Raw genomic sequence first — 14,501 nt, 5'->3', positions numbered from 1 at the left:
AGGTGAATGGGGGTTATCTTTGCATATGTCGCATAAGTTTACCCATAGGTCCACTCATGTTACGTTTACCCATACCTTTTAAGGCTTTCTTAGTTACATTATAGTATTTAAGTAGGTCTTTAACATCATCATTTGTAAGTCCTGCTCCTCTACTTATACGATTTATTCTTGATTTTTTAATTACTTCAGGATTTTCCAATTCATATGTTGTCATTGAATTCATTAGTATTTTATACATTCCTAGTTTCTCTTCTGTTACTTTTGATGCATTGGCTGGTAGTTGATTACCAAGACCTGGTATTAATTTCATTATTTGTTGGATAGGTCCCATTTTATTCATCATTTCTAACTGATTTTCCATATCTTTTAATGTAAATTTACCACTTATGATGGAATCTATCATTTCTTTATCAGATTTCTCTGAAGTTACTTCTGCAGCTTTTTCTATTAATGTGTCAAGGTCGCCCATTCCAAGTAATCGTGAAATAAATCTTTCAGGATCAAATGCTTCAAAGTCATCCACACGTTCTCCTGTACCTATAAATTTTATTGGTGCTCTTATTTCAGCTACAGCAGATAATGCACCTCCACCTTTTGCAGATCCATCAAGTTTACTTACTATAATTGAACCAATATCTGTTGTTTTCTTGAATGTTTCTGCTTGGCTACGTGCTTGTTGTCCTATTGTTCCATCTATAACAAGTATTACTTCATCAGGTTGAACTATTTGGCTTAATTCAGCCATTTCGTCAAGTAGGTCTTTTTCTTCTTTATGTCTTCCTGCTGTATCAACTAATATTACATCGTATTTAGAACCACATTTTTCAAGTCCTTTCTTGGCAAGATCAATTGCATCCTTATTTTCAGGATCTCCAAATACTGGTACATCTAATGGTTCTGTTAGTTGTCTTAACTGTTCATATGCTGCAGGTCTCCAAGTATCTGTACATACTATTGCTGATGTATGTCCTTTTTTCTTCAGATGTTTCACTAATTTTGCTGTTGTAGTTGTTTTACCACTACCTTGTAGACCTAACATCATTATTTTGTATGGTTTCCTGTTAATTTTTAGTTCTTCAGGTTTTTCACCAATTAAATTTACTAGCTCTTGGTATACAATACGCATTACATGTTCTTTAGGACTTAGTCCTTTTGGTAATTCTTCTTCAAGTGCTCGTTTTTCTATTTTTTTTGTAAGACCAAATACTACTTTAACATTTACATCTGATTGTATGAGTGCTCTTTGTATATCCTTTGTAACATCTTTCAATGTTTTTTTATCGATTATAGACATTCCCGCTAATTTTTTCATTGTTTGTGTTAGACTCTCACTTAATCCTTCTAGCATTTTTGACCTCCTTGGTAATAGATTATAATTAAATACTATTTTTATCTACTTTTATATTGATATTATGAATTTAATAAAATTATCTAAATATTTTCCTATTTTTCTAATATGGAATATCTTCCTTAAAAAATAATAATTTAGAACAACTTATATATATTTAATAGAAAAGTTATCTTAATTGGATTCATTATAAACATTGAATACTTAATGGGAATTATACTTTTTATTAATTGATATGGGGTTTTTGCATGTTAGATGAGTTAAAAAAATCGTTATTAGAATGTCCTGTTGTTAAAAAAGGTGATTATTACTACTTTGTACATCCTATAAGTGATGGTGTACCTCTTGTAGAACCAGATTTATTAAATGATATTATTGACTATATTATTGATAATTATAATCTTGAATTAATTGATAAAATTGTAGGTATAGAATCAATGGGAATTCCATTGGCTACAGCTTTATCTATTAAAACAGGTATACCTTTTGTTGTTGTACGTAAAAGATCATATGGTCTTGAAGGTGAATGTCAAGTACATCAACAAACAGGTTATAGTGAAAATGAATTATATATCAATGGAATTTATGAAAATGATAATATATTACTTATAGATGATGTTGTAAGTACTGGTGGAACTCTTCTTAGTGTAATAAAAGCATTTGATAGAATTGGAGCAAATCTGGTTAATATTATTTTACCAATAGAAAAAGATCAAGGTAGGGAAATTGTAGAAAAAGAAACAGGATATACTATAGATACACTAGTTAGAATTAAAATGGTTGATGGAAAAGTTACAATTGTTGAAGATTAATTTGGTGTATGATAATGGCAACAATAGATTATGACTATAAAATAGATGTTATTCGAGATAAAATCGAAGAAATAGGTGCTTCTAATGTTATTTTACAATTTCCAGAAGGACTTAAAGTTGATGCAATGGATGTTGCAGATAGAATTAGTGAAGTTGTAGATGATGTTAACATTATAATAGATGCAGATCCATGTTTTGGGGCATGTGATTTAGCAGATAATAAAGTAAATCATCATATTGATTTAGTTGTGCATTTTGCACATACTCCATTGCCTATTAAAACAGAATGTCCTACTTTGTTTATAGAAGCATATTCTAGTGCTGATGTTGAAGTTCCAATTAAAGATGCATTATCTAGTTTAGATGATGATGTTAAAACAATTGGTCTTGTAACAACAACACAACATATTCATAAATTAGATGAAATGATTTCATTGATAGAAGATGAAGGTTATATTGTAAAACTTGATAATGGTATGGGAACCTCTCAAGCACAGGTGTTAGGTTGTAATTTTACGTCTATAAAGAATTTAGATGTTGATGTTATAATCTATGTGGGAAGTGGAGATTTTCATGCTCTTGGAGTTAAATTATTTACAAAAAAACCTGTTCTATTGGCTGATCCATTTACTGGTAAGTCAAGGGATATTGAAGCATTTTATGATAAGATTCTTCGTGTAAGATTTGCAAGAATAACTAAAGCTAAAGAGGCAAAATCATATGGAATTATAATTTCTTCAAAAAAAGGTCAATTACGTTTTGATTTAGCCATATCATTACAAAATTTAATTAAAAAGCATGGATTCAAGGCTAAATTACTAAATATGGATTATATTTCTCCAGATAGGTTATTACCATTTGATTTGGATGCATTTGTAATGACTGCATGTCCAAGAATTGCTATTGATGATAGTGCAATGTATAAGAAGCCTGTTTTAACACCAGGTGAATTGGAAATTGTGTTAGGTATTAGGGATTGGGATGATTATCAAATGGATGAGATTATAATCCATGATGAACAAACATGAGTTATGGATAATTTTATTATTAATTAAAAAAAGATATTAATATAATATAAATTTATTGAATTCTATTGATAAAACATTAGTTCATGTTATTATAGGTAGTAATTTAAATGAATCATGAAGAAAATGAAATAGTATTACCTGGAGAAATTCTATGTACTTATGAGGAATATACTCCCTCTGATTGGACATATATTGATGAGGGATATGTTAAATCAAGTATTTATGGTAGAGTATCTGTTGATGATGTTGAAAAAACAATATCTGTAATTTCTAGAAATGCTCCAAAGCAGATAAAAGTAGGAGATACTGTTATTGGGTATGTGACTGATGTTAAAGCACATAAAGTACTAATTACAATTAAGAAGATTGTGGGTTCTAATCGTGAATTGGTTGCAGCTTATAAGGGTTATATTCATATATCAAAGGTATCTGATGAGTATAATTCAACAGTATATGATTTATTTAAGATAGGGGATATTGTTGAAGCAGAGGTAAACTCTATTTTAGGTCCAGAGTATATTGAATTATCAACTTTACAGGATAATCTAGGTGTTATAAAGGCAATGTGTGTTAATTGCCGTAAATACATGAAGTTAAATAAAAAACATGTGTTAGAATGTGAATGTGGAACTATTGATTCACGTAAATTATCAAGTAAATATGGAGAATATATAGATGAAAGTTATTGAAGAACAACCTGAAAAATTAGTATTGGAAATTACTGGAGAAAGTCATACAATATGTAATATTTTAAGAAAAAGACTCATGGATTATGATGAGGTTGATGCTGCTGCATATGATATTACACATCCTCTTATTGGACAACCAGAATTTGAAATTCGTAGTTCAAATCCAAGAAAATCAATGACTAACGCTGCAAAAGAAGTTAAAGAAGAAGCTTTATCATTTAAAGATGCATTAATTAAGGGATTTGAAGAATAATTAATTCTTTTTTATTTTTTTTATTTGGATTTTTGAAATTTTTAACTTATTTTCTATTAAATTTTTAATTATCAAATAATTGATTTTGTGAATATTTTAATCGATGTTATCATCATATCTTTAATATTATTAATGATATTTTATAAATTAATAACGTTCTTCTTTTTTTTATGAAATTTAATATTCGAAATCTACATTAATTATTTTAAATATATATTTTTTCATGTCAAAATATAGAAATCCTGCATTAACAGTAGATACTTTAATTATAGATAATAATAAAATTGTTCTCATAAAAAGATTAAACAATCCATTTAAAAATCACTGGGCTCTACCTGGAGGATTTGTGGAATATGGGGAGAAGGTTGAAGATGCTGCAGTGAGAGAAGCAAAAGAAGAAACTGGATTGGATATAGCATTAGATAAACTAGTAGGGGTCTATTCAGATCCAAATCGTGACCCGAGAGGACATACTGTTACAGTAGCATATATTGCACATATAATTGGAGGAAAACTTCATTCTGATTCTGATGCAAAAGATGCAATATTTATTGAAATTGATGATTTAAAAGATGTAGATTTAGCATTTGATCATGAAATTATAATTAATGATGCTAGTTTATAAATAAAAGTAATTATACATAATTTAATATTAATTGTAATAGATAAAATATAACTTAATAAATCATAAAAAAATAAGGAGATTTAGATTACAAATGGAATTTTGTCCTGAATGTGGAAAAGTATTATTTCCAAAAGATGGTAAATTTACATGTGATGCATGTGGATATGAAAAAGGAGTAACTGAAGAATCAAAAAAACAATACGAAGTTGCTGAAAAGGTTGATAAAGAAGATACAGTGATTGTTACAGATGGAAATGTAAAAACATTACCTACAATAAAGGTTATTTGTCCAAAATGTGGTAATAAATTAGCATTTTGGTGGTTACAACAAACAAGAAGTGCTGATGAATCAGAAACAAGATTTTTCAGATGTACTGAATGTGATTATACTTGGAGAGAATATGATTAAGTATAATCTTTAATATTATCTTTTTTTAAAGAAAAATATTACTATATTTTATTTTTGTATTATTTTACTTAATAGTAAGTTATTTATTATATTAAGATTTAAATTAATAATTAAGAATTAAAACATATGTTCATGTTGTTATATTGTTTTTGTTACATGAACTGGGAATTATATTATTAACTTTTAATAAAATAAGGAAATATATCCTAATTATTTAATTTGTGATGACAGTGTCAAATAAAGATAAAAACTCAAATGAGGATAATCATGCTGAAATTGATCCCTTGGATGAATTAAATAAAATTGATGAACCTACTATTGAAACAGAAAAAGATCCTTTAGATGTAATAGATCAACAAGGTGCTGAATTTATTCCAGAATATGATAGTAAATCAGGGGCTATTGTTAAAGAAAATTCATCATATAAAGCATCTAAACTAATGGAAGTCATTGATAAAGTTGATATTAATAATGATAATGAAGAAAGTACAGAAATAGTAGAACCTAAAGTTAAAGATAATACTAAATCTGAAGATGTAAAAGAAGTTAAATCTGAAGTTAAAGATAAAAATGAAGATGAAAAATTCGATTCAAATAAATCTTTATCTAAAAATAAATCTACTAAAATAATTGATGATGTTAAAGTTGATGAAAATGGAGTTCCATTATTAAATCAATTTAACACAGATAGAATTAAGAAAAAAGTATCAGTATCTGGTAATTTTAAATTTAACAAAAATTCACTACTTCAAACTGCAATATGTGTATTGGGTGTAATTATATTTTTGATAGGAGTAATACAATCATTTACTGAAGTTATTACAGTATCAGATCATGTAATAAATGGAGAACATGAATCCTTTGCAATGGGACTTATATTACTTGGAATACTTATTATGGTATTAGCATTCTACAATAAAATAATATCATTCCTTGGACTTAATGAAATTGCTAATTTTGATTCAAATGATGAAATGCCTAAACCAAAACATGAAAAAAAGGAAAAATAAGTTAGGTATCGATTCATGAAAAATCTTTTTTTAATTAAAGTAGTTGTTTATATGATTCATTCTATTTTTAAGTATTGCAGTACTATTTTTATAATAATTCATTATTAAATGATAAATTTATTATTATCTAAATTCAAATCTTATATATAATATAAAAAAATTGAATTTATAAAGGAGAGTATTTTATAGTGTTTAAACTAGTATTAAGTGATCCAAGTATTTTTAAAACAAGTTTTGATGCAATTTCATCAATAGTTGATGAAGTACAAATAGAAGTTGATTCTGATGGACTTAGATTAAATGCAATTGACAGAAGCCATATTACATATGTACACCTGGAATTAAAGGAAAGTTTATTTGATATTTATGAATGTGATAAACCAATTAAATTAAATTTAGATACTGAAGAATTAATGAAAGTACTTAAAAGATCAAAAAATGATGATGTAATGGAATTAACAGTAGATGTTGGTAATCTTATTTTAACATTTGAAGGAGCAGTTAAAAAGACATTCAAAGTAAAACTTATAGATTTAGAATATGATACTCCCTCCCAACCAGATATTCCATATGACATAAAAATACCTATTCCAGTTTCAATACTTAAAGAAGCAATACAAGATATTGAAATAGTATCTGATAGAGTATCATTTGAAGTAGATGAAGATAAATTAACTCTAGAGGCTGTTGGAGACTTTGCTGATGCAAAAATAGAATATCTTCATGGTGAAAAAATAAATGAAAAAGCAAGAGCTGTTTATGCTATAAGTAATATTAAGGAAATGTTAAAAGCAGAAAAATTTTCAGACAACACATATCTCTCAATAGGTACAGACATGCCTTTAACATTATATTTAGAACTTCTAAATGAGGAAGGATTACTTTCATTCCTATTAGCACCTAGACTTGAAGAAGAAGATTAATAATAACGTGATGCTCTCTTTATTTTTTTTAATAAAGAATTTAAATTAGGAAAAAATAGTAGTTGAATTATATAAAAAATACTAAAAAAAGGGGATAATATAATTGAATGATTTTTTTCGAAAGTTAAGAGATATACAAAAGAAAGAAAGAACTGATGGACCATTATCTGAAATTGATGATTCTTTTTATGATGATGCATCTAATTATCTTCAAAGTCTATTAAAAGTAGTTGATGATAATCCCCTATCCTTAGAAGCATACCAATTAAGAGATGCTCAAAGAATAACCATTGAAATCTGTGAAAGAAGGGAAGCAAAAATAATTTCATCAGCAATATCTAATGTTCAAAAGGCACATGATATATTTAAAGGACATAATAAAAACTCTGAATTATATGAAGTTATTCCATATAATGTAACACCAGAAGAAGAGAAATTATATAAAGATGTTGTAAATACAATTATATCTCATCGTGAAAACTTAATGGAAGAAATTATTCCACATAGAAATAGTGAAACGAAGATCGGTTTTAAGCCAAATGAAGTTTCTAAAGAGATTAAAGAAGAATTTACAAAGGTAGATAGACCAATACATCATGAACATATCATGGAAGTTGAAAAACAACCACCAGCACCTAAACTTGATGAAAGTCAAATAGCCATGATGTATGGAAAAGCACCAGATGAACTATTGTTTGATGAAAATAACAATCCCATAAAAGAAGTAAAACAAAAGAAAACCGATATAACAACACCATTTACACCACCAAAGCCACCAGTAGAAGATACTGTGGTGTTACAAAATAATCAATCTAAACCTAATATTGATGATAAATCTAATCAAACAGAAGAAGATCTAGTAGTACCTGATGAAATACTAAATGATGAAGTAGATGATACTGTAATATATAATAGTGAAGAGTTAGTGGAATTTAAAGAAGATATATGTACTGATATATTAGATGAGAATGAGAAAACATATGGTCCTTTTGAAAATAAAGACATGGTATTACTACCTAAATCTATTGTAAAAATATTAAATCATAGAAATGTAATTAACATAATAAAATAAATATTAATTACATGAAACTATTTTTTTTTAAGAGATTATAATAACATTTTTTTAGAATATATACTATACATAATTATAAATATAGATGTTTATCATAATAATATATAGATAAATTATTGATTGTTCTAAGATTTATAAGAACGATTAGGATTTAATTATAAGACATAATATACATGGATTTAAAACTATTATCAATTTTAATAGTTTAAAGGAGTATTATGTATATTTCTAAGAAAAATACAATATTTTTAATTGTATTATATTGAAATTTTCAATGAATTTTTACTCTGAAGGTAATTAAGAGTTATTTATATATCTAAATTAAGATATCTTGAAGTAAGACTTGTTGTCATTACTTTAACATTTTAAATAAAAATTATTTCAATCAAAGGATAATTTATTTTTTATAAAAGAAAACGAGGCGAAAAGGATGAAAATACCACGAGAAAGAAGGACTTACTGTCCAAAATGTAAAAAACACACAGTACATGAAGTACACACAGCAAAAAAAAGAAAAGCTAGCGAATTAAAATGGGGACAACGTCAATTTAGGCGTGTAACTGCTGGTTACAGAGGATACCCAAGGCCTTTACCATCAGGAAGTAAACCTATTAAAAAATTAGATTTAAGATACAAATGTAAAGAATGTGGAAAAGCTCACATTAAAAGTTCAACAAACATCCGTGTTGGAAAAGTTGAATGGATTTCACAATAGGTTTATTTAGAAGTTATAAAGTAATAGAATTTTATTTTTCTATCTCTTTTTTTAAATTTTTCTATTAAAAAAATGATGAATTACTAACTTAAGGAGGAACTATTTATGCCTAAACAACAAAGTAATTTTTTAAAAGTTAAATGTGGTGACTGTGAAAACCACCAAATAATATTTGATCATGCAGCATCAACAGTAAAATGTGTTATCTGTGGTAAAACATTAGTTGAACCAAAAGGTGGCCGTTCTAAAATTTGTGCACAAATTGTAGAAGTTCTAGATCACTAAATATTAAAAATAGATTACTTATCCAGGTGATTATATGGTTAGAATGAGCAAAGAATGGCCTGAAGAAGGTGATCTAATTGTTGGAACCGTACATAAAGTATTAGGATATGGTGCATTTGCAAAACTAGAAGAATATGAAGGTAAAGAAGCTTTTATTCATATTTCTGAAGTATCTTCGGGTTGGGTTAAAAATATACGAGATTATGTTAGAGAAAATCAAAAAATTGTAGCTCGTGTATTAAGAGTTAATCCTAAAAAAGGTCATGTAGATGCATCTCTTAAACGTATACGTGAAGATCAAAGAACACGTAGAATGCAACAATGGAAAATAGAACAAAAAGCTGAAAAATTATTAGAAATATCTGCTAAATCAATTAATAAAACTTTAGATGAAGCTTATGATGAAGTAGGATATTTAATAATGGAAGAATTTGGAGATTTATACGAAGGATTCGAATTAGCATCAGATGATGGGGAAAACGTACTTTTAGATGTGGATGTTAGTCCAGAATGGGCTAAAATAATTACAGAAGTTGCTAAGAAAAATATATCAACACCTGAAGTACAAATAACAGGGTATGTGGATCTTACCTCATATAAATCAAATGGTGTTGAAATAATTATTGAAGCTCTTCAATCTATTGAATCAGATAATGTTGAAGTTCAATGTGTTGGATCACCTACATACAGAATCATGGTAACAACTGAGGATTACCCTACAGCTGAAAAAATATTAAGTGAAGCAGCTAATAAATGTATTGGAATTGTTGAAGAAAATGATGGGGAAGGTTCTTTCCATCGTGAATTAGAAGATTAATTCTTTGATTAATTCTTTTTTATACTATTTTTTTTTATTAAATTTTGTAAATTAAAAATAAATTTATTTTTTTTATGAAAAATATCTTTTTTATTAAATGAGGAGATTATTATGAATATAGAATCAATATCGCCTGAATATTATACTTTAAAGGAATTTAAATTTAATAATGGTAAAGTACTTGAAAATCAGACTGTTGAATACATGACTATGGGTACACCACAGTATGATGATGAAGGACATATAACAAATGCTATAATATATTTCCATGGTACAAGTGGAAATTATGGATCAATAAAAAGAATAGGTGTGGCATTGGGTGAAAATTTACCCTTTGATACAAATAAGTTTTTCTTTGTATCTTTATCAACACTTGGAACACCAGGTAGTAGTAGTCCAAGTACTTCTAAATTAAATTCAGATTATCCTGAATACACTATATTAGACATGGTTAATTTTAATAAAAAGTTTTTAGATGAATGTTTAAATATTGTTTCACCATTAGGACTTATAGGTAATTCAATGGGGGGATTTGAAGCAGTAACATGGGCTGCAGTATATCCTGATGATATTTCTTTTTTAATATCTTTAGTAAGTAGTTATAAAGTTGGTGGCCAAAATTACGTTTTAAGCAAGGTTATGAACGATATTATAACATCTGATAAGGATTTCAACAATAAAAAAGTAACAGGAGATCTTAAAAGAGCTCTTGAATTATCTAGCAAGGCAATGTATTCCTTTGGATTATCTCGTCAATTCTATATGGATCAGTCCACATCTGATATTGATAAGTATATGGATGAATTTGCAATGGAAGATTCACAAGAAGATGTTCTTGATGCTTATTATAGAAACAATGCATCTATGAATTATGATTTAACAGATATTATTTCAAATATCACTGCTAAAACTTTAATTATTGGAATATATGAGGATCAATATTTTCCACCAGAATTAGATGCTATTCCAATGCATACTTTAATTAAAGATTCTACTTTAGTTTGTTTTAATTCATATCTTGGACATGTAGGTTCATCACAACTTGATAAGATTCATGATGAACTTGAAGATTTTCTTGCATCATTTAAATAAAGAAAATATTTTTCATATATTTACTTTTTTAGACGTGTATTTCAAGTGTAAAAATTTAGAAATTATATCTCTTGATAATTAATTATATAATTTATAAGTATTCATAAACAAAGATATAATAATATGAAATTTCAGATGAGAAAATGCAAAGAATGTGGAGAATATACATTAGAGGAATCATGTCCAGAATGTAATGTTAAAACTGGAGTAATATTTCCTGCAAGATATTCACCACAAGATAAATATGGTAAATATAGACGTATTTTAAAAAGACAACAAATGGAAAAATAATTTTCATCATATCATCTATTAAAATAAATAAATGGGGAATAACATGGAAAATGAGACAAAAATAACAGAAATAGGGGAAGTAAACTTAAATAATCCAATAGTTATTGAAGGATTACCAGGAATTGGTTTTGTAGGAAAAATCGTTGTAGACCAAATAGTTAAACATTTAAATGGTGAAAAATTTGCAGAACTTCAATCAGATTATTTCCCTCCACAAGTTACAATGAAAGAGGATGGACTTATTGAACATATGAAAATGGAATTCTTTTATATTAAAGATTTTGGAGAAAATAATCAGGATATAGTATTATTAACGGGAAATACTCAAGGATCTGATTTTGAAGGACAAATAATGATTTCTAAAGTATTAATGAATTATTTTGAAGATCTTGGTTCAGAAAAAATCTTTACAATTGGTGGATTAGGTACTGGTGAATTAAGTGAAAGAAGTAAAGTATTTGTTGCTGGAAATAATAAGGATTTAATCGATGAAATACTTGAAATCGACAATACTGAAGTTAGAAAAGATGAAGGTGGAGCAATAGTTGGAGCTTCTGGATTATTATTATATTATGCACAACAAAAAGGTATTGATGCTGCATGTCTAATGGGAGAAACACCTGGATTTTATGTAGATCCTAGCTCAGCAAAGGAAGTATTGTTTGTATTATTTAAATTATTTGGATTTGAATTAGACTTTGAAGAATTAGATGAGCAAATAAAAGTTACAAATGAAAGATTAGCTCTTAATCCAAAATTTAACCAAAATATGGTGGAACATGGTGTAAATCAACCTGGTGAAGATCTACGTTATATTGGTTAAATTCTCTTTTAACTATTTTTTGATGATATTTATGATAATTAATGCAGATTTACATGTTCATAGTAAATATTCAATGGCAACTTCTAAAAATATGGATCCAGAAACAATGGCTCTTGAATCTGTTAAAAAGGGTTTAGATCTTGTGGCTACAGGTGATGCATTCCATTCTGGATGGTTGAATGAATTAGAAGATTCATTAGTGGAAATTGATAATACTGGAATTTACAAAACAAATGATACTATTGAAACTAACAATACTAAATTTATAACTACTACTGAAGTAGAAGATAATCAGAGGATACATCATTTAATTATAATTCCATCTATTGAAGTAGCATGGAATATGAGGGATGAATTTACTGTTAAGAATATGGATGCTGATGGAAGACCAAGAATTCGTATGAATGGTGCAGAAATTATGGATATTGCCAGAGATTATAATTGTATTATTGGTCCTGCTCATATTTTTACACCATGGACTGGTTTATATAAATCCTATGATTCAGTTACTGATTGTTATGGTCAACAACCTGACTTTGTAGAATTAGGTTTATCTAGTGATTCTGATTTGGCTGATACAATAAAGGAATTAGCAGATTATACATTTTTAACAAATTCTGATTCACATTCACCATGGCCTCATAGAATAGGTAGGGAATTTAATAGAATGGAACTTAAGGATTTATCATTTAAGTCGTTATGTTTTTCAATAAAAAATAATGATATAATTGAGAATTATGGTTTTGATCCTCGTATGGGTAAATATCATGAAACTGGATGTATTGACTGTCATAGAATATATAATATCCATGATGCAGTTGAATGTGATATGAAATGTTCCTGTGGTGGAAGAATAAAGAAGGGAGTAAAAGGTAGAATACAAGAGTTAGCATCGTTTGATAAACCTCATCATCCAAGTCATCGTCCACATTATCAGTATTTATTACCTCTTGCTGAGTTATTAAGTACTGTGCATGATAAGGGTGTTACTACGAAGTATGTTCAAACAAGATATGATAGATTGTTAGATTTATTTGGAAATGAGATTGATGTTTTACTTAATACTCCTATAGAAAAAATAGCCACTGTCGATATGTTGTTAGCTAATGTTATTAAATCATATAGAGATAACACTCTAGATGTAATTCCTGGTCGTGGAGGACAGTATGGTGAGGTTAATTATAATTAATTAATTAATTCATATTATTTTTTTATCTTTTTTTTTAAAATAAATTGAATAGAATACAGTTTTGTTTTATATTTTGTTTTTATTTTTATTTTAAAATAGTAAAGTATAAAAAGGATAAACTATAGAAACTAATAATAGTAGTATATGTATTAATATATGGGCCTGTAGCCTAGACTGGATAGGGCGTTGGACTTCTAATCCAAAGGCCGGGGGTTCAAATCCCCCCAGGTCCGCTATCTTTTATACTATAAAAACTATTTTTAATTGATTTTCTCGTGATTTTATTATATATGGGTTTGTAGCCTAGTCTGGATAGGGCACCAGACTCCTAATCTGGAGACCGAGGGTTCAAATCCCTCCAAATCCGTATTTATTTTTCATTACTTTTTGGTTATGATATCTAATTTTTATAACTTAGTTAGTTATAATTTAATAACTTATAAGTTTTTATGCTATGAATAATAAATGCAAGCATAAACTTCTTTAAAAAAATATTTTAAAAAAAAAGTATTTATATTTTTATTCTATTGAACTACCCATTGCTTGTCCGATTAATGTTATAACAACCATTCCTACAACAATGAAACTTACAATTGTTACAAAATCCATGTTTTAACCCCTGTTTTTTTTATTTAATAATTCGTTCCTTAAAAAGTACATTTTAGTACTTAAGCTTATATTATTATATGATTTCTTTACTATTTATATTTTGGTTATTAGTATTTAAAAAGTAAATTAATTAAAAATTAATTATAAAAAAAGTATAATTTGAGATTTTACTTAATCTCAAAAATAAATAATATTGTCTTAATAAATCCTTTTAGAAATTTAAGCATCTACCTATGAATTATTTTTATGTTTGGTTGTAGTCGTCACCAGTATCTCCGTTAGGATCATCTGATAGATCAGTTCCAGGAGTTGGTGTTTCATTTGGTCCAGCATTATCTAAATCATTATACATTCTGATATTACCATTTTCGTCTTTGGTTGTACATACATAATAGTTAAAGGATATACCTTCTTTTTTAGCTGAAAATACATACCATTCTTCATTGTTTATAGTTTGAGTTCTAACACTACTTTCATCTATTGTTATAGAACTATCTATATTTTTTAATAC

At 27.4% G+C, this 14,501-nt stretch carries 18 protein-coding genes and 2 tRNA genes; 18 read left to right on the top strand and 2 right to left on the bottom strand.

Annotated features, from left to right (window positions below; translation table 11 throughout):
- Positions 1-13: 13 nt before the first annotated feature.
- Positions 14-1,348 (bottom strand): signal recognition particle protein Srp54, encoded by a 1,335-nt coding sequence (locus BZ132_RS07450; RefSeq protein WP_011407105.1) that lies wholly within the window; start codon positions 1,346-1,348, stop codon positions 14-16.
- 248 nt (positions 1,349-1,596) lie between these two features.
- Between BZ132_RS07450 and hpt the strand changes: the two genes are divergently transcribed.
- The 18 genes from hpt to BZ132_RS07360 all read left to right on the top strand — a co-directional run bounded on the left by hpt (position 1,597) and on the right by BZ132_RS07360 (position 13,748).
- The gene (gene hpt / locus BZ132_RS07445; RefSeq protein WP_011407104.1) at positions 1,597-2,160 is read left to right on the top strand and encodes a hypoxanthine/guanine phosphoribosyltransferase; all 564 of its coding nucleotides are present in this window, start codon (positions 1,597-1,599) and stop codon (positions 2,158-2,160) included.
- 14 nt (positions 2,161-2,174) lie between these two features.
- Positions 2,175-3,188 (top strand): diphthamide biosynthesis enzyme Dph2, encoded by a 1,014-nt coding sequence (gene dph2, locus BZ132_RS07440; protein WP_112149778.1) that lies wholly within the window; start codon positions 2,175-2,177, stop codon positions 3,186-3,188.
- A 107-nt stretch (positions 3,189-3,295) separates the two neighbouring features.
- Entirely contained in the window at positions 3,296-3,877 is a 582-nt protein-coding gene (locus BZ132_RS07435) for an exosome complex RNA-binding protein Csl4 (RefSeq protein ID WP_286940707.1), read from the top strand.
- Positions 3,864-4,130 (top strand): DNA-directed RNA polymerase subunit L, encoded by a 267-nt coding sequence (locus BZ132_RS07430; protein ID WP_011407101.1) that lies wholly within the window; start codon positions 3,864-3,866, stop codon positions 4,128-4,130. The genes BZ132_RS07435 and BZ132_RS07430 overlap by 14 nt, the downstream gene beginning before the upstream one ends.
- A gap of 223 nt (positions 4,131-4,353) precedes the next feature.
- Complete coding sequence (locus BZ132_RS07425) at positions 4,354-4,755, top strand: NUDIX hydrolase (protein ID WP_112149776.1); 402 nt, start codon at positions 4,354-4,356, stop codon at positions 4,753-4,755.
- Positions 4,756-4,846: 91 nt separating this feature from the next.
- Positions 4,847-5,164, top strand: a complete 318-nt coding sequence (locus tag BZ132_RS07420; RefSeq protein ID WP_011407099.1) for a transcription factor S — start codon at positions 4,847-4,849, stop codon at positions 5,162-5,164.
- 230 nt (positions 5,165-5,394) lie between these two features.
- Positions 5,395-6,174 (top strand): hypothetical protein, encoded by a 780-nt coding sequence (locus BZ132_RS07415; RefSeq protein ID WP_146737683.1) that lies wholly within the window; start codon positions 5,395-5,397, stop codon positions 6,172-6,174.
- A gap of 188 nt (positions 6,175-6,362) precedes the next feature.
- Positions 6,363-7,097: a proliferating cell nuclear antigen (pcna) gene (gene pcn, locus BZ132_RS07410; RefSeq protein WP_011407097.1), complete on the top strand. Its 735-nt coding sequence runs from the start codon at positions 6,363-6,365 to the stop codon at positions 7,095-7,097.
- 103 nt (positions 7,098-7,200) lie between these two features.
- Complete coding sequence (locus BZ132_RS07405) at positions 7,201-8,169, top strand: hypothetical protein (protein ID WP_112149774.1); 969 nt, start codon at positions 7,201-7,203, stop codon at positions 8,167-8,169.
- Positions 8,170-8,599: 430 nt separating this feature from the next.
- The gene (locus tag BZ132_RS07400) at positions 8,600-8,884 is read left to right on the top strand and encodes a 50S ribosomal protein L44e (RefSeq protein WP_011407095.1); all 285 of its coding nucleotides are present in this window, start codon (positions 8,600-8,602) and stop codon (positions 8,882-8,884) included.
- A gap of 105 nt (positions 8,885-8,989) precedes the next feature.
- Positions 8,990-9,169 carry a 30S ribosomal protein S27e gene (locus BZ132_RS07395; protein ID WP_011407094.1) on the top strand — a complete coding sequence of 60 codons (180 nt, stop codon included), beginning with the start codon at positions 8,990-8,992 and terminating at the stop codon, positions 9,167-9,169.
- A gap of 34 nt (positions 9,170-9,203) precedes the next feature.
- The gene (locus BZ132_RS07390) at positions 9,204-9,986 is read left to right on the top strand and encodes a translation initiation factor IF-2 subunit alpha (RefSeq protein ID WP_011407093.1); all 783 of its coding nucleotides are present in this window, start codon (positions 9,204-9,206) and stop codon (positions 9,984-9,986) included.
- Positions 9,987-10,097: 111 nt separating this feature from the next.
- Positions 10,098-11,078, top strand: coding sequence for an alpha/beta fold hydrolase (locus BZ132_RS07385; protein ID WP_011407092.1), 981 nt, complete (start codon positions 10,098-10,100; stop codon positions 11,076-11,078).
- 123 nt (positions 11,079-11,201) lie between these two features.
- Entirely contained in the window at positions 11,202-11,369 is a 168-nt protein-coding gene (locus BZ132_RS07380; protein ID WP_011407091.1) for an RNA-protein complex protein Nop10, read from the top strand.
- A gap of 43 nt (positions 11,370-11,412) precedes the next feature.
- Entirely contained in the window at positions 11,413-12,192 is a 780-nt protein-coding gene (locus tag BZ132_RS07375; protein ID WP_011407090.1) for a proteasome assembly chaperone family protein, read from the top strand.
- Between the two features lie 31 nt (positions 12,193-12,223).
- Positions 12,224-13,381, top strand: a complete 1,158-nt coding sequence (locus tag BZ132_RS07370; RefSeq protein WP_011407089.1) for a TIGR00375 family protein — start codon at positions 12,224-12,226, stop codon at positions 13,379-13,381.
- A 158-nt stretch (positions 13,382-13,539) separates the two neighbouring features.
- Positions 13,540-13,614: transfer RNA gene (locus tag BZ132_RS07365), tRNA-Arg, on the top strand.
- Positions 13,615-13,673: 59 nt separating this feature from the next.
- A tRNA-Arg gene (locus BZ132_RS07360) sits at positions 13,674-13,748 on the top strand.
- Between the two features lie 486 nt (positions 13,749-14,234).
- Here the strand turns inward: BZ132_RS07360 and BZ132_RS07355 are convergent.
- Positions 14,235-14,501, bottom strand: a 267-nt coding sequence (locus tag BZ132_RS07355) for a hypothetical protein (protein WP_286940706.1), incomplete at its 5' end; no start/stop codon positions are given.

This window comes from Methanosphaera sp. DEW79, assembly GCF_003266085.1.
GTDB classification, from domain to species: domain Archaea; phylum Methanobacteriota; class Methanobacteria; order Methanobacteriales; family Methanobacteriaceae; genus Methanosphaera; species Methanosphaera stadtmanae.
The sequence above is the reverse complement of the archived record's forward strand: the minus strand, read 5'-3'. Positions and strand labels throughout refer to the sequence as shown.

Excerpts from the sequence above, each read along its gene's own strand:
- BZ132_RS07450 (WP_011407105.1), bottom strand. The coding sequence starts at position 1,348 with ATGCTAGAAGGATTAAGTGAGAGTCTAACACAAACAATGAAAAAATTA.
- hpt (WP_011407104.1), top strand. The coding sequence starts at position 1,597 with ATGTTAGATGAGTTAAAAAAATCGTTATTAGAATGTCCTGTTGTTAAA.
- dph2 (WP_112149778.1), top strand. The coding sequence starts at position 2,175 with ATGGCAACAATAGATTATGACTATAAAATAGATGTTATTCGAGATAAA.
- BZ132_RS07435 (WP_286940707.1), top strand. The coding sequence starts at position 3,296 with ATGAATCATGAAGAAAATGAAATAGTATTACCTGGAGAAATTCTATGT.
- BZ132_RS07430 (WP_011407101.1), top strand. The coding sequence starts at position 3,864 with ATGAAAGTTATTGAAGAACAACCTGAAAAATTAGTATTGGAAATTACT.
- BZ132_RS07425 (WP_112149776.1), top strand. The coding sequence starts at position 4,354 with ATGTCAAAATATAGAAATCCTGCATTAACAGTAGATACTTTAATTATA.
- BZ132_RS07420 (WP_011407099.1), top strand. The coding sequence starts at position 4,847 with ATGGAATTTTGTCCTGAATGTGGAAAAGTATTATTTCCAAAAGATGGT.
- BZ132_RS07400 (WP_011407095.1), top strand. The coding sequence starts at position 8,600 with ATGAAAATACCACGAGAAAGAAGGACTTACTGTCCAAAATGTAAAAAA.
- BZ132_RS07395 (WP_011407094.1), top strand. The coding sequence starts at position 8,990 with ATGCCTAAACAACAAAGTAATTTTTTAAAAGTTAAATGTGGTGACTGT.
- BZ132_RS07390 (WP_011407093.1), top strand. The coding sequence starts at position 9,204 with ATGGTTAGAATGAGCAAAGAATGGCCTGAAGAAGGTGATCTAATTGTT.
- BZ132_RS07385 (WP_011407092.1), top strand. The coding sequence starts at position 10,098 with ATGAATATAGAATCAATATCGCCTGAATATTATACTTTAAAGGAATTT.
- BZ132_RS07380 (WP_011407091.1), top strand. The coding sequence starts at position 11,202 with ATGAAATTTCAGATGAGAAAATGCAAAGAATGTGGAGAATATACATTA.
- BZ132_RS07375 (WP_011407090.1), top strand. The coding sequence starts at position 11,413 with ATGGAAAATGAGACAAAAATAACAGAAATAGGGGAAGTAAACTTAAAT.
- BZ132_RS07370 (WP_011407089.1), top strand. The coding sequence starts at position 12,224 with ATGATAATTAATGCAGATTTACATGTTCATAGTAAATATTCAATGGCA.